The 21,463-nt window shown below is 69.4% G+C and carries 24 protein-coding genes, 1 tRNA gene and 1 pseudogene; 17 read left to right on the top strand and 9 right to left on the bottom strand.

The window, feature by feature from the left end; translation table 11 throughout:
- The first annotated feature begins 53 nt into the window (after positions 1-53).
- Entirely contained in the window at positions 54-875 is an 822-nt protein-coding gene (locus ACZ4EG_RS40105) for a nucleotidyltransferase domain-containing protein (protein WP_467794134.1), read from the top strand.
- 44 nt (positions 876-919) lie between these two features.
- On the opposite strand, the gene ACZ4EG_RS40100 is transcribed toward ACZ4EG_RS40105, so the two are convergent.
- The 4 genes from ACZ4EG_RS40100 to ACZ4EG_RS40085 all read right to left on the bottom strand — a co-directional run bounded on the left by ACZ4EG_RS40100 (position 920) and on the right by ACZ4EG_RS40085 (position 3,396).
- Positions 920-1,750, bottom strand: a complete 831-nt coding sequence (locus ACZ4EG_RS40100; RefSeq protein ID WP_453547462.1) for an MBL fold metallo-hydrolase — start codon at positions 1,748-1,750, stop codon at positions 920-922.
- 88 nt (positions 1,751-1,838) lie between these two features.
- A complete protein-coding gene (locus tag ACZ4EG_RS40095) occupies positions 1,839-2,717 on the bottom strand; it encodes an NUDIX hydrolase (RefSeq protein ID WP_467794133.1) in 879 nt (292 codons plus the stop codon).
- A gap of 56 nt (positions 2,718-2,773) precedes the next feature.
- On the bottom strand, positions 2,774-3,238 hold the full coding sequence (locus tag ACZ4EG_RS40090) for a RidA family protein (RefSeq protein WP_467794132.1): 465 nt from the start codon (positions 3,236-3,238) through the stop codon (positions 2,774-2,776).
- A complete protein-coding gene (locus ACZ4EG_RS40085; protein WP_121891618.1) occupies positions 3,235-3,396 on the bottom strand; it encodes a DUF4177 domain-containing protein in 162 nt (53 codons plus the stop codon). The genes ACZ4EG_RS40090 and ACZ4EG_RS40085 overlap by 4 nt, the downstream gene beginning before the upstream one ends.
- A 72-nt stretch (positions 3,397-3,468) precedes the next feature.
- On the opposite strand from ACZ4EG_RS40085, the gene bagA reads away from it, so the two are divergent.
- Together bagA and bagB are read left to right on the top strand one after the other, a co-directional pair.
- Positions 3,469-4,446: an ATPase BagA gene (gene bagA, locus ACZ4EG_RS40080; RefSeq protein ID WP_467794131.1), complete on the top strand. Its 978-nt coding sequence runs from the start codon at positions 3,469-3,471 to the stop codon at positions 4,444-4,446.
- Entirely contained in the window at positions 4,443-5,762 is a 1,320-nt protein-coding gene (gene bagB, locus ACZ4EG_RS40075; protein ID WP_467794130.1) for an ATPase BagB, read from the top strand. The genes bagA and bagB overlap by 4 nt, the downstream gene beginning before the upstream one ends.
- 269 nt (positions 5,763-6,031) lie before the next feature.
- On the opposite strand, the gene wblA is transcribed toward bagB, so the two are convergent.
- Positions 6,032-6,370: a transcriptional regulator WblA gene (wblA, locus tag ACZ4EG_RS40070; RefSeq protein WP_067116510.1), complete on the bottom strand. Its 339-nt coding sequence runs from the start codon at positions 6,368-6,370 to the stop codon at positions 6,032-6,034.
- A 540-nt stretch (positions 6,371-6,910) separates the two neighbouring features.
- On the opposite strand from wblA, the gene ACZ4EG_RS40065 reads away from it, so the two are divergent.
- The gene (locus ACZ4EG_RS40065; RefSeq protein WP_467794129.1) at positions 6,911-9,211 is read left to right on the top strand and encodes a transglycosylase domain-containing protein; all 2,301 of its coding nucleotides are present in this window, start codon (positions 6,911-6,913) and stop codon (positions 9,209-9,211) included.
- Between the two features lie 197 nt (positions 9,212-9,408).
- On the opposite strand, the gene ACZ4EG_RS40060 is transcribed toward ACZ4EG_RS40065, so the two are convergent.
- Entirely contained in the window at positions 9,409-9,876 is a 468-nt protein-coding gene (locus ACZ4EG_RS40060; protein WP_363296384.1) for a GatB/YqeY domain-containing protein, read from the bottom strand.
- Positions 9,877-10,030: 154 nt separating this feature from the next.
- Here ACZ4EG_RS40060 and ACZ4EG_RS40055 point away from each other — a divergent pair, with 154 nt between their 5' ends.
- From ACZ4EG_RS40055 to ACZ4EG_RS40045, 3 genes are all read left to right on the top strand, one after another.
- Positions 10,031-10,957, top strand: a complete 927-nt coding sequence (locus ACZ4EG_RS40055; RefSeq protein ID WP_467794128.1) for a metallophosphoesterase — start codon at positions 10,031-10,033, stop codon at positions 10,955-10,957.
- A gap of 132 nt (positions 10,958-11,089) precedes the next feature.
- Positions 11,090-11,881: a Pr6Pr family membrane protein gene (locus ACZ4EG_RS40050; RefSeq protein ID WP_467794127.1), complete on the top strand. Its 792-nt coding sequence runs from the start codon at positions 11,090-11,092 to the stop codon at positions 11,879-11,881.
- 33 nt (positions 11,882-11,914) lie between these two features.
- Positions 11,915-11,988: transfer RNA gene (locus tag ACZ4EG_RS40045), tRNA-Pro, on the top strand.
- Positions 11,989-12,135: 147 nt separating this feature from the next.
- Here ACZ4EG_RS40045 and ACZ4EG_RS40040 read toward each other — a convergent pair.
- Together ACZ4EG_RS40040 and ACZ4EG_RS40035 are read right to left on the bottom strand one after the other, a co-directional pair.
- Positions 12,136-13,110 carry a magnesium transporter CorA family protein gene (locus ACZ4EG_RS40040; RefSeq protein ID WP_453547445.1) on the bottom strand — a complete coding sequence of 325 codons (975 nt, stop codon included), beginning with the start codon at positions 13,108-13,110 and terminating at the stop codon, positions 12,136-12,138.
- Between the two features lie 170 nt (positions 13,111-13,280).
- A pseudogene (locus ACZ4EG_RS40035) lies at positions 13,281-13,652 on the bottom strand (DUF5994 family protein); the annotation flags it as partial.
- Between the two features lie 209 nt (positions 13,653-13,861).
- On the opposite strand from ACZ4EG_RS40035, the gene ACZ4EG_RS40030 reads away from it, so the two are divergent.
- The 6 genes from ACZ4EG_RS40030 to ACZ4EG_RS40005 all read left to right on the top strand — a co-directional run bounded on the left by ACZ4EG_RS40030 (position 13,862) and on the right by ACZ4EG_RS40005 (position 16,874).
- The gene (locus ACZ4EG_RS40030; protein WP_467794126.1) at positions 13,862-14,422 is read left to right on the top strand and encodes a DUF5994 family protein; all 561 of its coding nucleotides are present in this window, start codon (positions 13,862-13,864) and stop codon (positions 14,420-14,422) included.
- Positions 14,423-14,426: 4 nt separating this feature from the next.
- A complete protein-coding gene (locus tag ACZ4EG_RS40025; protein WP_467794125.1) occupies positions 14,427-14,651 on the top strand; it encodes a hypothetical protein in 225 nt (74 codons plus the stop codon).
- A 106-nt stretch (positions 14,652-14,757) separates the two neighbouring features.
- Positions 14,758-15,018: a hypothetical protein gene (locus ACZ4EG_RS40020; RefSeq protein ID WP_453547438.1), complete on the top strand. Its 261-nt coding sequence runs from the start codon at positions 14,758-14,760 to the stop codon at positions 15,016-15,018.
- 24 nt (positions 15,019-15,042) lie between these two features.
- Entirely contained in the window at positions 15,043-15,354 is a 312-nt protein-coding gene (locus ACZ4EG_RS40015; protein ID WP_467794124.1) for a hypothetical protein, read from the top strand.
- 396 nt (positions 15,355-15,750) lie between these two features.
- The gene (locus ACZ4EG_RS40010; RefSeq protein ID WP_467794123.1) at positions 15,751-15,882 is read left to right on the top strand and encodes a hypothetical protein; all 132 of its coding nucleotides are present in this window, start codon (positions 15,751-15,753) and stop codon (positions 15,880-15,882) included.
- A gap of 545 nt (positions 15,883-16,427) precedes the next feature.
- Entirely contained in the window at positions 16,428-16,874 is a 447-nt protein-coding gene (locus ACZ4EG_RS40005; RefSeq protein WP_467794122.1) for a DUF5994 family protein, read from the top strand.
- Between the two features lie 185 nt (positions 16,875-17,059).
- Here ACZ4EG_RS40005 and ACZ4EG_RS40000 read toward each other — a convergent pair whose 3' ends face one another.
- Positions 17,060-18,061, bottom strand: coding sequence for an acyl-CoA desaturase (locus ACZ4EG_RS40000; protein WP_453547429.1), 1,002 nt, complete (start codon positions 18,059-18,061; stop codon positions 17,060-17,062).
- A gap of 315 nt (positions 18,062-18,376) precedes the next feature.
- Here ACZ4EG_RS40000 and ACZ4EG_RS39995 point away from each other — a divergent pair, with 315 nt between their 5' ends.
- From ACZ4EG_RS39995 to ACZ4EG_RS39980, 4 genes are all read left to right on the top strand, one after another.
- Entirely contained in the window at positions 18,377-18,568 is a 192-nt protein-coding gene (locus ACZ4EG_RS39995) for a CsbD family protein (RefSeq protein ID WP_453547426.1), read from the top strand.
- Complete coding sequence (locus ACZ4EG_RS39990; protein ID WP_453547424.1) at positions 18,565-18,912, top strand: hypothetical protein; 348 nt, start codon at positions 18,565-18,567, stop codon at positions 18,910-18,912. Before ACZ4EG_RS39995 ends, ACZ4EG_RS39990 begins: the two co-directional genes overlap by 4 nt.
- Before the next feature lie 296 nt (positions 18,913-19,208).
- On the top strand, positions 19,209-20,450 hold the full coding sequence (locus tag ACZ4EG_RS39985) for a PP2C family protein-serine/threonine phosphatase (protein ID WP_453547422.1): 1,242 nt from the start codon (positions 19,209-19,211) through the stop codon (positions 20,448-20,450).
- 572 nt (positions 20,451-21,022) lie between these two features.
- Positions 21,023-21,448 (top strand): STAS domain-containing protein, encoded by a 426-nt coding sequence (locus ACZ4EG_RS39980; protein ID WP_453547420.1) that lies wholly within the window; start codon positions 21,023-21,025, stop codon positions 21,446-21,448.
- Positions 21,449-21,463: the final 15 nt, after the last annotated feature.

Genomic DNA, 21,463 nt, shown 5'->3' with positions numbered 1-21,463 from the left:
GCCGGGCGGTAAATGAGCTGCCCTGCCGCTCCCCCCGGGGGCACAGTGAGCCCATGGCCAAAACCGCCCCTTCCAAAGGCCTCGACCCCCTGGGCTACCTCGAACGCGAGGGTTCCCTCGCCCTCGTCCCGCACGACTTCCGCCCCGTCGTCGCCGCTGCCCGGGACCGGCTGCTCGAAGTCTTCGGCGCACGGCTGCACAGTGCGTATCTCTACGGGTCGATCCCACGCGGCACCGCGCGCGTGGGACGCAGCGATCTCGATCTGCTGGTCGCCCTGCGGGAGGAGCCCACGGAGGCGGACCGCGAGGCCGCCCGCGCACTCGGCGACGCGCTCGACAAGGAGTTCGGGCAGATCGACGGGGTGGGGACACTGCTGTTCGGCCGGGGACGGCTGCTGAGCGAGCCGGAGCGCTACGACCTGGGGTGGTTCGTGGCCTGCCTGTGCACTCCCCTCCTCGGGGAGGATCTCGCCGAGTACCTTCCGCGCTACCGGCCCGACTCGCTGCTCGCCCGCGAGACCAACGGGGACCTCGCTCTCCTCCTCCCGCGCTGGCGTGAGCGGATCGCGGGCGCCGACGACTCGGAGGAGGCCCGGCGGCCCCTCGTACGCTTCATGTCCCGGCACCTCGTGCGCACCGGGTTCACCCTCGTCATGCCCCGCTGGAACGGCTGGACGAGCGACCTGAGGGAGATGGCCGAGGTCTTCGGCGCGTACTGCCCGCAGCGGGCGGCGCAGATGCGCACAGCGGCCGAGTACGGGTACGAACCGGTCGGCGATCCCGTCATCCTGCGGTCGTACGTCGACGACCTCGGGCCGTGGCTCGCCGAGGAGTACGCGCGCGTGCACGGGGTGAAGGCACCCAGGGCCGACTGAGCGGCGGGAATCGGCTCGCGCCGGCCTGGCGGCACGACAACCCCCTAGATCAGCCCGTGCTCCTGGAGGTAGTCCATCTGCGCCAGCACCGACAGCTCCGCGGCCGACCACAGCGAGCGGTCCACGTCGGCGTAGACGTGGGCGACGACTTCGGAGGCGGTGCGGTAGCCGTCCTCGACGGCCGTCTCCACCTGGGCGAGGCGGTGGGCTCGGTGGGCGAGGTAGAACTCGACCGCGCCCTGGGCGTCCTCCAGGACGGGGCCGTGGCCGGGCAGGACCGTGTGGACGCCGTCGTCCACCGTGAGCGACCTCAGACGCCTCAGGGAGTCCAGATAGTCGCCCAGACGGCCGTCGGGGTGCGCCACGACCGTCGTACCGCGGCCGAGGATCGTGTCACCGGTCAGCACCGCACGGTCGGCCGGCAGGTGGAAGCACAGGGAGTCCGCGGTGTGGCCGGGGGTCGGTACGACCCGCAGCTCCAGGCCGCCGACCCTGACCACGTCCCCGGCGGCCAGGCCCTCGTCGCCCAGCCGCAGCGCCGGGTCCAGCGCGCGGACCTTCGTGCGGGTCAGCGCGGCGAAGCGGGCGGCGCCCTCCGCGTGGTCGGGGTGGCCGTGGGTGAGCAGGGTGAGGGCGATGCGCCTGCCGGCCCGCTCGGCCGTGTCCACGACGGCACGGAGGTGGTCCTCGTCCAGCGGGCCGGGGTCGATGACGACGGCCAGGTCGGAGTCGGGCTCCGCGACGATCCAGGTGTTGGTGCCGTCCAGGGTCATCGCGGAGGCGTTGGGCGCCAGGACGTTGACGGCCCGCTCCGTGGCTGGACCGGAGAGGACTCCACCACGGGGCCGGCCGGGGAGGGCTGCGGCGTCCGTCATGCCAAAGCTCCTTCCGGCGCCGCTGCGAGAAATGCGGTGGGAATCGATTCTCCACCCCTGGCCCGGCCGGGCGGAGCCGCGGCGTCCGTCATGCGGGGCCTCCTCCGGCCGCAGGGTTCGGGATGTGCTTGGTGAACTCGTCGTGGCCCGGCCAGGACAGGACGATCTGGCCGTCCACCAGGCGGGCGCGGGCCAGGACGGGAGTCATGTCGCGCGCGGGAGCGGCGGCGAGCGTCTCGGCCGCGGTGCTGTGCGGGGCCAGTTGGCGCAGGGTCGCGATGGTGGGCGGCATCATCGTCAGCTCGCCCTTGTCGTAGGAGTCCGACGCCTCCTGCGGGCGGATCCACACCGTCCGGTCGGCCTCCGTGGACGCGTTGCGGGTGCGCTGGCCCTCCGGGAGGACGGCCACGAAGAACCAGGTGTCGTAGCGGCGGGACTCGAATTCGGGGGTGATCCAGCGGGTCCAGGCGCCCAGCAGGTCGGAGCGCAGGACCAGTCCGCGGCGGTCCAGGAACTCGGCGAAGGACAGGTCGCGGGCGACCAGGGCGGCGCGGTCCGCCTCCCAGTCCTCGCCCGTGGTGTCACCGACCACCGAGTCGGGGTCGGGTCCGGCGAGCAGGACGCCCGCCTCCTCGTAGGTCTCCCGGACGGCCGCGCAGACGACGGCCTGGGCGGCGCGCTCGTCGACGCCGAGCCGCTCGGCCCACCACGCGCGCGTGGGGCCCGCCCAGCGGATCTGATGGTCGTCGTCCCGCGGGTCGACGCCGCCGCCGGGGTACGCGTACGCGCCTCCGGCGAAGGCCATGGAGGCGCGTCTGCGCAGCATGTGGACGGCCGGACCGGCGGCGGTGTCCTTCAGGAGCATCACCGTGGCCGCGCGCTTCGGGGACACCGGGGTGAGGGTGCCTTCCGTCAGCGCACGGATACGATCCGGCCACTCCGGGGGATACCACTGCCCATTAGCCATGGGCGGAGGCTATCCCGATGTGCGCGAATGTTCGAGAGGGGCCAGTGAGCAGCGCCTTACGGCATCAGCTCGACCTGAACCTCCACCTCGACCGGCGCGTCCAGCGGCAGCACGGCGACGCCGACCGCGCTGCGCGCGTGGACGCCCTTGTCGCCGAGGACGGCACCCAGCAGCTCGCTCGCGCCGTTGATGACGCCGGGCTGCCCGGTGAAGTCGGAGGCCGAGGCGACGAAGCCGACGACCTTCACCACGCGCGCGATGCGGTCCAGGTCACCGGCGACGGACTTCACGGCGGCCAGGGCGTTCAGCGCACAGGTGCGGGCCAGGTCCTTGGCCTCCTCCGCGGTGACCTCCGCGCCCACCTTGCCGGTGACCGGAAGCTTGCCGTCGACCATCGGCAGCTGACCGGAGGTGTAGACGTACACGCCCGACCGCACGGCCGGCTGGTAGGCGGCCAGCGGCGGCACGACCTCCGGCAGGGCAAGGCCCAGTTCGGCCAGCTTGGCCTCGACGGCGCTCACGACTGCTTCTCCCGCTTCAGGTAGGCCACCAGCTGCTCGGGGTTGTTCGGGCCGGGCACGACCTGGACGAGCTCCCAGCCGTCCTCGCCCCAGGTGTCCAGAATCTGCTTCGTGGCATGGACGAGCAGCGGCACGGTTGCGTATTCCCACTTGGTCATGTGGCCGACTGTAGCCCCTGTTATCCACAGCCTCCCGCGTAGCCCGTCCGCGGACTGGTTAGGCTCGAAGACGTGAGCAGGCTCCAGGTCGTCAGCGGCAAGGGCGGGACCGGAAAGACGACGGTCGCCGCGGCCCTCGCGCTGGCCCTCGCGACCGAGGGGAAGCGGGCGCTTCTCGTGGAGGTCGAGGGTCGGCAGGGCATCGCACAACTCTTCGAAACAGAGGCGTTGCCGTACGAGGAACGGAAAATCGCCGTGGCTCCCGGGGGCGGGGAGGTGTATGCGCTCGCCATCGACCCCGAACTGGCTCTTCTGGACTACCTCCAGATGTTCTACAAGCTGGGCGGGGCGGGCCGGGCCCTGAAGAAGCTCGGCGCCATCGACTTCGCGACCACCGTCGCGCCCGGCCTGAGGGACGTACTCCTGACGGGCAAGGCGTGCGAGGCGGTACGGCGCAAGGACAAGAGCGGACGGTTCGTATACGACTACGTCGTCATGGACGCCCCGCCGACCGGGCGGGTCACCCGTTTCCTCAACGTCAACGACGAGGTCGCCGGGCTGGCGAAGATCGGCCCGATACACAATCAGGCGCAGGCCGTGATGCGGGTGCTGAAGTCGCCCGAAACCGCGGTGCACCTGGTCACGCTCCTGGAGGAGATGCCGGTCCAGGAGACCGCGGACGGGATCGCCGAACTGCGGGCGGCGCGGCTGCCGGTGGGCCGGGTCATCGTGAACATGGTGCGGCCCGAGGTGCTGGACGAGGCCGACCTGGAACTCGTACGGACCGTGCCGCGCTCCGCCGTAGCGCAGTCGCTGTCCGTCGCCGGGCTGGGCGGGGCCCGCCGCGGCGGCAAGGCCGAGCAGTTGGTGGACCCGCTGCTGGACCAGGCCGCCGAGTACGCGGAGCGGCACGCGCTGGAGCACGAGCAGCGCGCCGTCCTCGGCGAGCTGGACCTGCCGCTGCACGAACTGCCGCTGCTCGCCGAGGGCATGGACCTGGCGGGCCTGTACGAACTCGCCACCGAGCTGCGGAAGCAGGGGATGTCATGAGTCCGGACCCGGCCCAGGCACAGGACACCGGCCGCCATCACCTCTCCCCCGCGCGCGTGCTCGACGTCGACCCGCTGCTCGACGACCCGAAGACCCGGATCGTGGTGTGCTGCGGCTCGGGCGGTGTCGGCAAGACGACGACCGCGGCGGCCCTGGGGCTGCGGGCCGCCGAGCGCGGCCGGAAGGTGGTCGTCCTCACCATCGACCCGGCCCGGCGGCTCGCCCAGTCCATGGGCATCGACTCGCTGGACAACGTCCCCCGCCGGGTGAAGGGCACCGACGGCGACGGCGAGCTGCACGCCATGATGCTCGACATGAAGCGCACGTTCGACGAGGTCGTCGAAGCGCACGCGGACCCCGAGCGGGCGGCCGCGATCCTGGCCAACCCCTTCTACCAGTCGCTCTCGGCGGGCTTCGCGGGCACGCAGGAGTACATGGCGATGGAGAAGCTGGGGCAGCTGCGGGCCAGGGACGAATGGGACCTGATCGTGGTCGACACGCCGCCGTCCCGGTCGGCGCTGGACTTCCTCGACGCGCCCAAGCGGCTCGGGTCCTTCCTGGACGGGCGGCTGATCCGGCTGCTGACGGCCCCGGCGAAGCTGGGCGGACGCGCGGGGATGGCCTTCCTCAACGTCGGCATGTCGATGATGACCGGCACGCTGGGCAAACTGTTGGGCGGTCAGCTGCTGAAGGACGTCCAGACGTTCGTGGCCGCGATGGACACGACCTTCGGCGGGTTCCGTACCCGCGCGGACGCGACGTACAAGCTGCTGCAGGCGCCCGGCACGGCGTTCCTCGTGGTGGCGGCCCCGGAGCGGGACGCGCTGCGCGAGGCCGCGTACTTCGTGGAGCGGCTGGCCGCGGAGGACATGCCGCTGGTCGGACTGGTGCTCAACCGCGTCCATGGCAGCGGCGCCGACCGCCTGTCGGCCGAACGTGCGCTCGCCGCCGCGGAAAATCTTGAAGAGCCCCGCATTGTGGATCAGGGGGGCGGGAAAGCTGGACTTCGTAACTCTCCCGACACGTACGGCAGTTCAGGCTCTCCCGCTGTCGAAGCACCGGCTCCCGCCGAAGGCTCCCCCGCCGTCACGGACCCGGAGCGCACAGTCGACCAGTTCACCGCAGGCCTGCTGAAGCTGCACGCCGAGCGCATGCAGCTGCTTTCCCGCGAGCAGCGCACACGCGACCGCTTCACCGCGCGCCACCCCGAGGTGGCGGTGGTGGAGGTGGCCGCACTGCCCGGCGATGTGCACGACCTCACGGGACTGCGGAACATCGGGGAACGGCTTGCGGCCGGCCGGACGGAGCTGCCCTAGGCCTTGGAGCACTGGAGCCCTGTAGGCACGCCCAAGCCGCACCGGTCGAGCAGATGGCGGACCCAGCCCTGAGCCCCTGCCCCGAGCGCGCACGCGACGCCCCCTGACCTGGGCGCGTGCCGCATGAGGCATGCCGTTGGCGCTTCTCGTGACCTACGACACACGCCACGTGCAAACCATGCCACTTCACCGGACGTATCACACGCGCCGCTTCCCATGACGCGTGCCCGGCCTGAGGTGCCCTGGGCGTAGACCCGAGGGGAGGGCCCTCAGCTCACCGCTGCGTAGTTCTCGTACACCTCATCGCTGTCGAGAGGCACGATCCCGGCCCCGCGTTCGTACTCCGAGCGCGCGGTCTCCAGGAGCCTGCGCCACGATGTCACGGTGGGCCGCCTGCGCAGCAATGCGCGGCGCTCCCGCTCCGTCATGCCTCCCCACACGCCGAACTCGACGCGGTTGTCCAGCGCATCGGCCAGACATTCGGTGCGTACCGGGCATCCGGTGCACACCGCCTTGGCCCTGTTCTGCGCTGCTCCCTGAACGAACAGTTCATCCGGATCGGTAGTGCGGCAGGCAGCCTGCGCACTCCAGTCGGTTACCCAGCCCATACCGGCGCCGTCCTCTCCCGAATCGAGGCTCCCCCACGGCGGCAGCGGCATATTCACCGCCGCCAGTTGAGGACGTTACGGAAGGTGGGCACAGCGCAACACCCCCTTCGGGCCCAATCTTGAATGGCCCGAACGGACTATGGGTTAACGGCAGATCACCCGCGGGAGTGAGCTGGCGACATGCGTGATCATCACGGCAAACCGGGACAGCTGTGGTACGTCACAACGGACGCCGGATGACACACAAGGCGGATTCGGACACGCCGCCCACAAAAAAATTGGGCTACCTCCGGAACGATTCGGGGTCGCCGGACGTATTGATACGTGGCCGCACTGCTGTGACAGTTGGGAGCAGCTTAGGCCAAGGCATATACGCGTGTCCGGCGAATGAGAACGTAGACGCCGCACGCTGCCCACGGCCCGGCGCGGGCCGTGGCCCGGGATGTCGCGGATGTCGCTCATGTCACGATCCGGCACTCGAACATCCCGAGAGACACCCGTTCCACCGGATCGCTCATCTCTACGGATTAGGCTGCCCTCATGCCAAAGAAGCGCTCGGGTGGTGGCCTCTCGGCAACGCAGCAGGCCGCCAAGTTCCTCGGTGTCAGTGTCCTCGCGGGAGCCGTGATGGCCGGCATCGCGCTGCCCGCGGCCGGAGCGCTCGGGCTCGCGGCCAAGGGGTCGGTCCAGGGCTTCGACGAGATCCCGGCCAATCTGAAGAGCCCACAGCTCAGCCAGCGGACCACCATCCTGGACGCCGCGGGCCATCAGATCGCGACCGTCTACTCCCGTGACCGCACGGTGGTGGACCTCAAGGACATCTCGCCGTACCTGCAGAAGGCGATCGTCGCGATCGAGGACTCCCGCTTCTATCAGCACGGCGCGATCGACCTGAAGGGCGTCCTGCGCGCGCTGAACAAGAACGCGCAGAGCGGCGGGGTCGCCCAGGGCGCCTCCACGCTCACCCAGCAGCTGGTGAAGAACTACTTCATCGAGGAGGCCGGCGACGACCCGACGAAGGTCGCGCAGGCCACCCAGCAGACCCTGGGCCGCAAGATCCGCGAGCTGAAGTACGCGATCCAGATCGAGGAAAAGCTCGGCAAGAAGAAGATCCTCGAGAACTACCTCAACATCACCTTCTTCGGCGAGCAGGCCTACGGCGTCGAGGCAGCCTCCCAGCGCTACTTCTCCAAGCACGCCAAGGACCTCAGCCTGCAGCAGGCCGCGCTCCTGGCCGGCATTGTCCAGTCGCCCAGCCGCTACGACCCGGTGAACGACGAGGCGGAGGCCACCAAGCGCCGCAACACCGTCCTCCAGCGCATGGCCGAGGTCGGCGACATCTCCCAGCAGGAGGCCGACGCGGCCAAGGAGAAGCCGCTCGGACTGCACGTCAGCCAGCCCAAGAACGGCTGCATCACCGCCGGCAAGGGTGCCGGCTTCTTCTGCAAGTACGTGGAGAACGCCTTCCTCAACGACCCGGTCTTCGGCAAGACCAAGGAGGCCCGGGCCAAGATCTGGAACCGCGGCGGTCTGACGATCCGTACGACCCTCGACCCGCAGTCCCAGGCGTCGGTCCAGGCCTCGCTCAAGCAGCACGTCGAGAAGTCGGACAAGGTCGCCGCGGCCGCCACCCTGGTCGAGCCCGGCACCGGCAAGATCCTGGCCATGGGCCAGTCGAAGCCGTACGGCTACGGCAAGAACGAGACCGAGTACAACTACTCGGTCGACCGTGACATGGGCGGCTCCAACTTCGGCTTCCCGACCGGTTCGACCTTCAAGCCCTTCGTGGCCGCGGCCGCCATAGAGGGTGGCAAGCCGGCGACCCAGGAGTACTCGTCGCCGTACAAGATGCCCTATCCGAGCCCGGTGCAGGCGTGCAACGGCAAGCAGTGGGTCAACGACCGCGCCTACACGGTGGAGAACGAGAGCGAGTCGGAGAAGGGCCCGTACGCCATGAAGGAGGCGATGGCGAAGTCGGTCAACACCTACTTCGTGCAGCTCATCTCCGACATCGGCCTGTGCCCGGTGGTGAAGATGACCGACGCGCTGCACGTGGTGCAGGGCGACGGCAAGAAGCTCCCCGAGGCACCGGCCATCGCGCTCGGCTCCAAGGGCATCTCCCCGCTGACGATGGCCAACGCGTACGCCACCTTCGCCGCCCGCGGCATGTACTGCACGCCGATCGCCATCGAGTCGATCACCCAGAAGGTCGACAACGAGCAGAAGTCCCTCCAGGTGCCGAAGTCGACCTGCTCGCGCGCGATGACCGAGAACACCGCCGACACGGTCAACACGCTGCTGCGCGGCGTGGTCGACTCCGGTACGGGTCAGCAGGCCGGCCTCACCGACCGCGAGAGCGCCGGTAAGACGGGTACGACGGACGAGCGCAAGAACGCCTGGTTCGTCGGCTACACGCCCAACATGGCCGGCGCGGTCTGGGTCGGCAGCGCCCGGCAGAACGTGAAGATGGTCAACATCACCATCGGCGGCGTCTACCGCCCCCTCGTCTACGGCGGCGAGGTCCCGGGCCCGATCTGGAAGGACGCCATGACCGGCGCTCTCCAGGGCAAGCCGGCCGAGTCCTTCAACCTCGTCGACATCCCGGACAGCAAGGACAACGGCGACGACAACGGTGACGGCCATGGGCGCGGCCACGGCGGCGACAACGGCGGCTTCATCGGCGGGATCATCGGCGGCCTGACGGACGGCGGTACGACGGCGGGCACGGCCAACGGCGGCACGAACGGCGGCCCGCTCCCGGCACCCACCCTCTCCTTCCCGGGCAACCTCATCCAGGGGCAGAGCAACGGGGGGAACAGGAACGGAGGGACGCGGGGCTGAGGCCGCGCCGTCCGATTCGGAGACACGGCGGGACGAACACAGCGGGACGAGCGCAGCGGGACGAGCGCAGCGGGACCGCACCCGGGCAGAGGCCCACGGTGCGGTCCCGTTGCCATGTCCGAGCGGGTCGGCCCGGCAGCGGCTTGGTTCTTTTGACCCTCTCAGCCCTTTTAATCCCTATCAGCCGTCTGGCTGCTTCAGCCCTGCAGCAGCTTCTTGACCGCGGCGGCGACACGGCCGCCCTCGGCCTGGCCGGCCACCTTCGGGTTCACGATCTTCATGACGGCACCCATGGCGCGCGGCCCCTCGGCGCCCGCCGCCTTCGCCTCCTCGACGGCCTGGGCGACGATCCGCTCCAGCTCCTCGTCGGACAGCTGCTTGGGCAGGTACGCGGCAAGGACCTCGCCCTCCGCCTTCTCCCGCTCGGACTGCTCGGGACGACCACCCTGGGCGAAGGCGTCGGCCGCTTCCCGGCGCTTCTTGGCCTCCTTGGTGATCACCTTGAGGACCTCGTCGTCGGAGAGCTCGCGCTTCTCCTTGCCCGCGACCTCCTCCTTGGTGATCGCGGCGAGCGTCAGCCGCAGCGTCGAGGAGCGGAGCTCGTCACGCTCCTTGATCGCGGCGTTGAGGTCGTCGTGCAGCTTCGACTTGAGCGTGGTGGTCATGGCGTCGATTCTCTCAGGTACGGAAGGCCGGACGCCTGCCGATTTAGCCGGGACCCGGTCGGCGCCATGAGAACCGCCCCGATCGCCCAATCGGATGGGGGTTTGGAAGGGCGGGCGGTCCCGGGGCCGCCGTGCGGTCTGACACGATGGTTGTATGCGCGCTCGATACGGAGTACCTCTGGGAATCGCGGCGGCCGGCGCCGCCGGTGTGGTGTACGCGGCGGGGTTCGAGGCCCGCTCCTTCCGGCTCCGACGGGTGACCGTCCCGGTCCTCCCCGCGGGCATGCGCCCGATGCGCATCCTCCAGGTCTCCGACATCCACATGGTGAGCGGTCAGCGCAAGAAGCAGCGCTGGCTGCGCTCGCTGGCGGGCCTGCGCCCGGACTTCGTGATCAACACGGGCGACAACCTCTCAGACCCGGAGGGCGTCCCCGAGGTCCTGGACGCACTCGGCCCGCTGATGGAGTTCCCGGGCGCGTACGTCTTCGGCTCCAACGACTACTACGGCCCCAGATTCCGCAACCCGGCCCGCTACTTGCTGGAGAAGGCCAGAGGCCACCATGGCCTGAACGGCAACCCACCGGTCGTGGGTGCGCTCCACAACCCCTGGGAAGACCTCCGCGACGGCTTCGACGCGGCGGGCTGGCTGAACCTGACCAACACGCGGGGTGTGCTGAAGGTCGAGGGGGTCTCGGTCGAGCTGACAGGCCTGGACGACCCGCACATCAAGCGCGACCGCTATCTGCAGGTGGCCGGCGGCCCCTCGGGTATGTCCGACTTCTCGATGGGCGTGGTGCACGCCCCGTACCTGCGGGTGCTGGACTCGTTCACGGCGGACGACTACCCCCTGGTCCTGGCCGGCCACACCCACGGCGGCCAGCTCTGCATCCCCTTCTACGGCGCCCTGGTCACCAACTGCGACCTGGACACGGACCGCGTCAAGGGCCTGTCCACGCACACGGCGGAGGGCCGCACGTCGTACCTCCACGTATCGGCGGGCTGCGGCACGAACCGCTACACACCGGTACGGTTCGCCTGCCCACCGGAGGCGACGCTGCTGACGTTGGTGGGCCGGGAGTAGTCCGCGGGGCGCCAGGGACGGGCGGGGCACAGGCGACGACGGGCCGGATCTGCTGTTGCCCCGCCCCAGTCCGCTTAACCCACCCGGCCCACCCATATCGCCCCTTTTGTACGCTTTGCTTAGCGTGAGGGGATGACCGCCCCGATACCCAGGGACATCCCGGACCTCCCCGCGATCCCGCGCAAGCCCAGACTGCTCCCCTCGTACGTACCGGCCACGGCGGTGGTACCTCCCTTCCCCCGCCCCCTGACCGCGGCATTCCGCCTCCTTACGGCCCTGGCGGCGGCCACCGGCGTAACCCTGGAGCTCCTCCTCGGCAGCCCGACCCGGGCGCTGAGCTACTTCAGCGTCCAGGCCAATGCCCTACTGGCGCTGGTGTTCCTGATCTCCGCCCACCGGGCATGGACGGCCCGCCGCCCCGTACCGCCGGCCGTGACGGGCGCCGTACTGCTCTACGCCGTGATCTCCGCCCTCGCCTACCACCTGCTGCTGGCCCACACGACGCCCCCGTTCTCCATGACGGGCGCGACGACGCCGCCGGCACCGTGGCACGGCGAGTGGCTCGCCGCCCAGCTCCTCCACAAGGCGGCCCCGGCAGCGGCGGTCCTGGACTGGCTCCTGCTCACGGCCCCCGGCCGCCTGCACCTGCGCCAGGCCGCGACGTGGCTCCTCTACCCCCTGGCCTACCTGGCCTTCTCCCTCGCCCGGGGCGAACTCCTCCTCCCCGGCTCCCCCGACCGCTACCTCTATCCCTTCCTGAGCGTCGACCGGCACGGCTACCGCGGCACCCTCGCCAACGCCCTCCTCCTCGGCCTCGCCTCCTACGGCCTCGCCGTCCTCCTGACCGCCCTCGACCACGCCCGCCCGAACCCCGTCCGCCGCCGCGCCAAAACCGGATTTCGTCTCCGGCCACCAGTGGGCTAAAGTAAACGACGTCGCCGCGACAAACAGCGACATCGGGGTGTAGCGCAGCTTGGCAGCGCGCTTCGTTCGGGACGAAGAGGTCGTGGGTTCAAATCCCGCCACCCCGACAGTGAAACACCAGGTCGGGCCCGGTGCTGAGAGATCAGCACCGGGCCCGACCTGCTGTACGGCCCCGTTTTGGGAGCCATTTGGGAGCCGACTTCGAGAACCGGCTCCCAGGGCCCGTCTGCCGACGAGCACGCAGGAGCGTGCGGTCAGAGCCAGTCCCAGTGCTTGAAAGCGAAGTACAGCGTCAGAGAGACAACGACGATGACGGCGCTGGAAACGATGAAACCCGACTGGTGTCCGAAGCCTGGGTAGGGAAGGTTCTGTCCGTAGAAGCCAGTGATCGCCGTGGGCACCGCGATGATCGCGGCCCAGCTCGTCACCTTCTTCATGATCAAGTTCATCCGGTTCGCCTGCACCGACAAGTTGGTCTCCATCACCGAGGCCACCAGGTCGCGCAGCGACTCCGTCCACTCGCCGGCACGCAGCACGTGGTCGTACACATCTCGGTAGTACGGCAGCAAGGGGCCGGCGACGACGTCGAGGTCGGGGCGCATGAGGGCGTTGACGACCTCCCGCATGGGCAGTACCACCCGACGGAGCCGGACCAGTGATTTCCGCAGGGCGTAGGACTGGCGCTGCACGGTCTGGATCTGCCGGCCGCCTTCGGCGAAGAGCAGATCGTCCAGTTCCTCGATACGTTCGTCGAGTTGCTGTACCGCGGCGAAGTGCCCGTCGACGACATGGTCGAGCAGGCCGTGGAGTAGAAAGGCGACCCCGTGTGCGGCCAGAGCCGGGGTACGGTCCCAGCGGGCGACCAGCTCGTCGAGGGCGAACGCGGCGTCCTTGCGGACGGTGATCAGCGCCTGCGGCGTGAGGATGACCGCGAGCTCGCTCATCGTCAGTCCTGCGCCGTCCGGGTCGACGGCGACCGCGTAGACACTGAGGAAGTGATGGGTGCGGTAGTTGTCGAGTTTCGCCCGCTGTCCCTCGTGCAGCGCGCCCTCGAGAGCCAGCTCGTGGAGGCCGAGTTCCTCGCCGACCGCCGTGAACTCGGCGCGGTCCGGGCGGTACAGGTCCAACCACACGGTCGAAGACCGGTCCGCCAGATGCTGGGAGATGTCCCGGACCGGGAAGTCCTCCTCGACCAGGGAGCCGTCGCGGTACAGCCGAGTACGGGCCATGTCGCGCACCCTAACGGCACCAGCGGAACATCAGCGGACACCACTACCGGGCATCCACCCCGACGGGCGGCACCCCCTCGATCGCCTTGAAGTAGGCGCCGCCCAGCAAAGGCAGCTCTACGGGCGCCCGGACCTCCAGAAATCACGAGAAGGGAGAAGTGGTCCTGGTCGCCCCGAGTGATCAGGACGGTGTCATCACCGACCGGGAAGGAGTCGATATGGACGAGCTGGTCGTCGATGACCAGGCGCATGGCAAGTTCATCCCATGCGGTGGCGTCCAGACCGACGCGCGTGATGGGGCCGAGGTGCCCGGTCAGCACGTGGATGAGGTCGGGCAACTCCGCGCCGATGTCGCGGGAACGCGGCCACCACGCGCCATCGAGGTTGCCTTCCCGGGATCGTGTCGTCTCCAGCCGCAGAAGAACTGTCCCGCGTCCGGCAGGAGCCCGGGGGCACGAGGGACGTCGGATTCGGTCATGGTGTGTCCCCGCCTGTCTGCGGGATTCGGTGTCGCCGCCGAACGCGGGACCTCGTCCTCTCACCGTAAATCGCGCCCGCCGCACCGGCTGCGCGCCGGCGGTTCCGGACTCGTTGCCTCGGTGAATGCCTGCTCCCGCGCACGCTCCGGGTCTTCGGAACGGCGTAGAGTGAAAGGACCGGGAGTACTTCGCACACCGGCCGTCATGTCGATGTCGTTTCCGGCGAGCACAACACCGGCCTCCAAGAGGAGGCCCGGGGACAGGTCCGTGTCATGACCGCGACCATCGAACCTACGATCATCAAAGAGCGCCTGCCTTCGGCGTCGGCCCGGCTGTCCCTGACCTCGACCGGCTCGGTTCCAGGTCTCCTGGACGGTGCCTGGTGGCCCCGCTCCCGTGATCTCCTCCGGGAGATCCCCGCTCTGACAGACGCGCTGGACGCATGCTGGGGCCGGATCACCCACGTCACCGTGAACCCGGCCCACTGGCCTGTCATCCCGCGCAAGGTCCCCGTCACGGGCCACACGGTGCATGTCGGCTGGTTCGCCGACGAGCAGGACCCGAACAAAGTGATCCTCCTCTCCTACACGGTGGGCCGCCTGGACCTGCTCGTGATCCCTCCGGAAACCGAACCGGCCGCCGCCGCCCGGCTGATGGCAGCAGCAACCGTTTCGAGAGGTATCCGCACCGCCAGTGGTCTGATGGCCGACGAGGCCATCAGCCACGACGCGGCAGAGGCTCAGAGCCGGGAAGAGGAATGGGAGACCGACGGCGGAGCCGCTTCGGCGGACGGAGCCGCGATCGGGATCTTCGGTTCCGCCCTGAGGAGGTGAGGACGTGGAGACAGCCGTCACCGTCGCCGTGATCATCTTCGTGATCATCGCGGGAACGTTCCTGATCCACCGGCTCAACGCGCAGCATGACGAAAGGATGGGGGCGTTCCGCTACAGCGACGCCCTACCCGGAATCGGTCGGCGGACCCGTAAGAGCCCACGTGCCACCGTGCCGAAGGGCCCTCCTGCCGACGCCACACACCGTGAGCATCGAGAGGGGAGCCGCTGATGACGCCGACCTGCTTCCAGCCAAGGGTGGGTGTGGGGCGGCGGCCGTCACACCCAGCGGCACGTCGCCCCCGATGCACGTCGTCCTGGATGCGCAAGGGGTCGGCATGAAGTCACCGGAACTGCCGACGGCCGGGCACGCGGAGGTCCGTATCGTCGCCGCGGACCCGGAGACCGCTCGCGATGTCGCGGAGACTCTCCGCCGTTGTTTCGCCGCCACCGAAGCACGCAGCTACCCCGCAGGCACCGACGGCGGAACACGCCTCTGCCTCACCGTGGACACCACGCGCATGACGGAGCCGGTGCGCTCCTGGCTGTTGACCAGCCAGTCCTCCCGGGACGATCACACACAGCCGGACGAAATCTGAGGAGCGTGCCGGAGGCAGGCGACCATGGCGACGCTGCACGAGCGGGAGCATTATCGCGAGGCGATCATGAAGACCCTGTACGAGGCCGTCGAAGGCAATCGCCTCCTCGGCCTCACCGGGGCGCAGCTGCGCGAGGACCTCGCCATGCCCGAGGAGGATCCGGCCGCCGCCTGCACGTACCTGGCGGCCGAGGGACTGATCCAGGTCGACCGGGCGCGAGGAAACACACCCGCGATGGTCACACTGGCCGCCCTCAGAGCCCCGGCCAGTCACATGACGGCCGTAGGCCGTATCATCCCATATAGCCGAAATAACCCCCCGGGCATACCCTGGTGAGTGGGCCGGTGCACTCTCACGTGCAACGACCCGGAAGGGCGGCCCCGGTGTGTATACGCCGGGGTCGTTGCGTTCGGCACATGCCACGGGGAGAAGGTGTGATCCACTCGGCCGATCTCCGCGAGACGCAACTGCGACGTCGTTGACCCGAAGGGCCGAGAGATCAGTCCGCCGTCCACGTGGACGGCGGACAGCGACTGGCCCGCCGCTGACGCCGGGAGGCTGACGTGGTGCTGTTTCTTCTGCTGCTCATCGTGGCGGTTGCGCTCGGTGTCATCGGGGCGCTCGGCATGGACACGCTCTACCCGCTGATCATTGGGGTGGTGGCCTCCCCCGGGTCCTCTCACTGCTCCGGCTCCTCACTGAGCAAGCCTCGCCCGCCACGGCGAGATCGCTGTGTCCAAGAAGCGCAAGCAGCCGAGGCCACTGCTCACCGCCCACGGCAGGACGTACGAGATCAGCTTCCGTGAGCGGCAGAAGCAGGTCCGGTACGTGCCCGAGCAGCCCGGCCGACGTACCTACGACTGACAGCGGGTCACCCCGGCGCACCGGTTCGAATCGTCCGGCGAACTGGAACTGCTGGTTGGCCGGCACTCGGCCTACGGCTACGGCCACAGCTACGGCTGGAAGAAGGAGTGGGCCGACACAGCGAAGAAGCCGTTGGAGGAGCAGATCGGTTCGGTCTTCCGGGCGTTGAAGGCGCACGCGGAGGAGCAGGAGCCGGCGCGGCTGGAAGCACCCGCCTCCAGCTCACCGTGGACACCACCAGCCCGGCGGAACCGGCACGGTCCTGGCTGGAGACCAGCCGCTCCTCGGAGGACGACCGCCGACGGAACTGAGGCGATGTCCAGGAGCGGTCCGTTCGGCCTCTTCGGGGAGTAGCGTGAATTCATCGGGAGCATTTCGCACACCGGCTCCGATGCCGGTGTCGTTCCTGGTGAGCAACAACACCGGGCGGCTGCACTCGCGCAGAGGTCCGGAGACGGGTTCGCGCGATGTCCGCGACCACCTCTCATCCCTCGCTACCGGCCGTTCCCTTCCGGGCCCCGACCGCGCGCCTCGCACTGAAACCCGTGAGTCCCTCACCAGGACACGTCGAACTGGACGGTGCCTGGTGGCCTCGGTCACGTGACCTGACGAGCGAGCTCTCCGCTCTGGCGGACGTACTGGATCCGCTGTGGGGACGGATCACCCATATCGCCGTCAACCCGCACTACTGGCCGATCCTTCAGCGCAGGATCTTCGTCAACGGCCATGTGGTGGAGGTCGGTTGGTTCACGTCGGAGCAGGATCCGCACAAGATCCTGCTGCTGTCCTATACGGCGGGCCGCTGGGACCTCCTGGTGATACCCCCGGAGACCAGCGCCCCCTCGGCCGCCCGGCTGATGGCCGCCGCGAGCACGAACACCGGCCCGCAGATGACCGCGACCGCCCTCGTGACGGCGGCACGGGCCGGCGAAGCTTCCTCGTCGTACGAGGCCGCCACCGGCCGGCCCGGCCCACTGGTGGTGGGGATGTGACGGTCGTCGTCGCCGAACCTGGCCGTCGGTGCCCTGATGATTCGCCGGGCAGTCCGTGGTGGGCCGGATCAGACGTGACCACTTGCCGCGGCCGCCATGAGCGGTCCTGCGGCCTCCTCGGTCGTATCCGGAGGCACGACCAGCAGGTCCCAGCGCCCTCGGCCGGGGGGATCGAGTGGTTGCCGTCAGACGCGACGGGCCGCGACCCGCTCCGCCGTCGGCCAGCGCACGTCGTACACCCAGCCGAGGCGTTCGAGGAGGCGAATGACGGCGGCGGACGGGTCGAACTGGCCGCGGTCGACGCCGTGGCGGGCGCAGGTGGGGTCGGCGTGGTGAAGGTTGTGCCAGCTCTCGCCGAACGAGAGCAGGGCGAGGGGCCACAGGTTGGTGGCCCGGTCGTGGCGCCGGGTACGGAACGGGCGCTCGCCGATCATGTGACAGAGGGAGTTCACGCTCCAGGTGACGTGGTGGAGCACCGCGATGCGCACAAGTCCCGCCCACAGAAGGGCTGTTACGCCGTACACCCACGTACCGCCGATGACCCAGCCCACCGCGAACGGCAGGGCGAGCGTGAGGACGCACAGCGCCGGGAAGGCGCGGGCGACGGCACGGATGTCGCGGTCGGCAAGGAGGTCGGGGGCATAACGCTCCGGCGGCGTACGGTCGTTGCGGAACAGCCAGCCGACGTGAGCGTGCGCCAGACCGCGCAACTGGCCTCGCAAATGCGTGCCGTAGCGGTACGGGGAGTGCGGGTCCCCCGGCCGGTCGGTGAACGCATGGTGGCGCCGGTGGGTGGCGACCCAGCCGATGACGTCACCCTGGAAACTCATCGATCCGGCCACCGCGAGCGCAATGCGCACGGGGCGGACGGCCCGGTAGCCGCCGTGGGTGAGGCCACGGTGGAAGCCGACCGTGACGCCGAGACCCGTGATCGTGTAAAGGACGAGGGCGAGCACGATGTCGGCGGGATGGATGAGACTCCCCCACAGCAGCCAGCCGGCGAGACCGATCGCCACGAACGGCAGTACGACGATCACCGCCGTCACCGAGACGTACAGCCGCTCACCGCCGTCGCGCGCCGGCGCCGGGCCGTCCGGCGGGAAGGGGGACGTCCCGTCGTAGCCCTGGGGCGGCGGGGCGGGGTCCGACGGTGTGACCGTCGTGGACGTGGTCGGACTGAGTGGCATACGTGGCTCCTCGGCCTGGATGCGGATGGCGCGGCCGGGGTCACGGGCTGCCCATGTGATGGGAGTCGCAAGGGCGGGCCCGGTGGGGACACCGGTATACGAAGAGCCCTCGCTTCCTCCACCGTACTCCCGCACGCTCCGGGACGAGGCAGGCAGGATCGCGTGGCCACCTCGTTGACAGGGACCGTTGCCGGCCGTTGACTGGCAGCACGGTGCAGGGCCATGCCACCCCGGCACACACGGCGAAGCATTCCGCCTTCCCGCCTCGCCCAGACCCCGCGGGAACTCACCTACTGGACAACAGTGAGGCCGGCCATGACCGTTTCACGGACCATCAGGAACCAGGCGCAGACCATGAAGGGCAGGATCACGGAAGAGCTCGGCCGGGTCACCCGCAACAGGCGACTGCGACGCCGGGGCAGGATCGACCGGGTCTCCGGAAGCCTGAAACAGGCCGCGGAGAAGGCCAAGGGCGCCTTCAGGGGTAGCGGAAGCGGCCCCCGATGATGTACGACCAGACGCGCGCCCAGCAGCTCGCGGGCCAAACTCCGGGTCCGGCCGGACGCCGCAGCCCGGCCCCGGAGCCGCTGCTCCCGTCGGCCGATCGGGACAAGATCGTCCTGCGCCTGAGGCACGCCCTCAACACCTTCGCCGACACCCCGCTCAAGGCGCTGGAAGAGGCCGAGAGCGCCTATGACGAAGCCACCGCCCAGCTCGTGAACGCCCTCGCCGAACGGCGGTGTGTCCTGCGCGTCGGCTGGCAGGACCGGGATCCCGGAACGCAGTCCGAGAAACTCCGGCTCGCGCTGAGGCAGTACCGGGAGATCACCCAGCGACTGCTCCGCATCTAGGCGGCCACTACTCCGCGCTGCGGCGGAGCGCGGAGAGAGCCATCTGTCTCTGACCATGTGGGACATGCCGCGTCTGGCGTAATGGGCCGTCCGGGGCGGTCGGCCGCGTCACTCTGTGCGGGTTGATCGCGGTCGTGTCAGGAGCCGATGTGTGCAGATCACGTGAGAGTGTCGAGCGCATCCGCCGTGACCGCGGGACGGCCCGAGCGTGTCGGTGCGGGCGCTGGATTCGCGGCACGAGGCCAGCAGGAACATGGTGACCGAGACTTTGAGGCCACCGGTGCAAGGGCGCGGCCATGGCACAAGGTGAGCGGCGGCCGGACAACGGCATGACGGACCGTTCGGAAGGGTTCGGTGAGCGGCTGCTGGGGGTGCTGCTGGACCGGGCACACGAGATGCCGCCGCAGCTGATCGCCCCGCTGATCGCGGAAGAGGTGGCCAGGGTCGGTGGTCGCGACGTCTCGATCCTGCTGCAGGACTACGGCCAGCTGGTGCTGGTACCGCTGCCGGGTCGGCGGCTGATGCTCGGCGAGCCCGAGCCGATCGGTGACTCTCCCGCCGGCACGGCCTTCCTGCAGGCGACCACTGTCGAGGTGCCGCAGCCCGACGGCGTCCGGATGTACCTACCGTTGCTGGACGGCAGCGACCAGGTGGGAGTGATGGGTCTCAGCCTGGACACCGTCGATGACGACGACCGGCGGCTCCTGCGCAGGCTCGCCGGTCTGGTCGCCGACATGCTGGTCACCAAGCACAGCTACACCGACCAGTTCTTCCTCGCCCGGCGCCGCGAACCGATGAGCGTGGCCGCGGAGATCCAGTGGTCCCTGCTGCCGCCGCTGGCGATGTCCGTCCCACAGGCAGCAGTGGCCGGAATCCTGGAGCCCGCCTACAGCGTCGCGGGCGACAGCTTCGACTACGCCCTCAACGAGGACATCCTGCACCTGGCCATCGTCGATGCGATGGGCCACGGTCTGGACGCCGCCACGATGGCGACCGTCGCCGTCGGGGCCTACCGGCACGCCAGACGTGCCGACATCGGCCTGTCCGAGATCTACACGTTCATGGACCGGGCCATCGCCGACCAGTTCGGGCCCGACCACTTCGTCACCGCGCAGATGATGCGCCTGAACATCGCAACGGGCCACCTGCAGTGGGTCAACGCGGGCCACCCCGCGCCGCTGCTGATCCGCGACCACCAGGTCGTGCGCCAACTGACGGGCCCGACCACCCTGCCGGTCGGCTTCGGCGGTGAAGAGCCCCGGATCAGCGAGCAGATGCTCCAACGCGGCGACCGGGTGCTGTGCTTCACCGACGGCCTGATCGAGGAGCACGAAGCCGGTGAAGAGCAGTTCGGCGAGGAGCAACTCATCCACTGGGTGAACCGCATCGAACACACAGAGAAGGGAGTACGCGCGGTGGTGCGCGCACTCTCCCACGCCCTGAAGCAGCAACGGGGCGGCCGCACCAGCGACGACGCGACCCTCTTCCTGATCGAATGGCGCGGGGGCGCCGCCGACCACCTCGCCCTCCTGGAGTGAGCCGACAACCGCGCCACCGAAGACAGGGCCGACGACACGGGGACCGCTGCCTGGCCAACCTCGGTGCGCACTCGCCCCTGGCTGTCCGCCGGTGCGCCCCCTACAGGGATTACTGAATGGGGTGACGCCGACCCGGGGAATCACGCGAGCGTCCACAGTCATCCCTCCACCGCTCCCATGTGGCGTTCCCGGGGACTTTCTCCACCACCCCGTCCGCGACGATCGTTTTGCCTTGCGTGTGCCACCGCGCTTTTGCACCGTCCATATCCTGGGATTGGTCTGCTTCGGACCGTCCGTCACATGACGCGAGGACTACGCTGCTGTGCAGACGTCCCAGACCCCGGCGGCATGCTGTTGCTGAACACAGATGGCTGCGGGGTACGGAGTCTTCGTCTGTCACCCGGCGCATCCCTGGAGGGAACTGGGTGGATCCTCTGTCCTGCTGCGCAGGCTGTCGGACCGGCCGTTGCTCTGCCTCCGTCGAAAGTACGCCCCTGCCTGGAGCGCTCCCGAGGGGCCGGAACTCCGGCCCACCGTGCCCGCTGCCGGATGGTCTCCCGAACCGAGGCGTCATGCCCCTTCCCCAGCTCACCGTGTACCGCCATGACCGAAGGACTCGGGCGCTGATCACCCTGTCCGGTGAGATCGACCTCGAATCCGCGCCGTTGGTGCGCGTGTCCCTGGAGCGGTGCCTGCGAGACGGTATCCGCACCATCGACGTCGACCTCACCCCCGTCACCTTCTGCGACTGCAGCGGACTCAACGCCTTCCTCCACGCTTCGCAGCAGACCACCGTGGCCGGCGGGACCCTGCGACTGCACCATCCGCCGGCGATGCTGGCTCGGATTCTCGACCTCACCGGCAGCGGCTTCCTCCTCCTCGGCCTTCCGTTCGACCACCTGCCACCTCCTCTCGGCGACACCCCGGCCACGCCCCTTCCAGCCCCGCCACGCCGGTCTGTCCCGCTTGCGCCTGTTCTCTCGGGAGATGTGCGATGACGGCCGAACCAGGTC

Source organism: Streptomyces sp. NPDC025638, from assembly GCF_055558775.1.
Note: the sequence above shows the minus strand (reverse complement) of the source record. Positions and strands in the feature narration are given on the sequence as shown.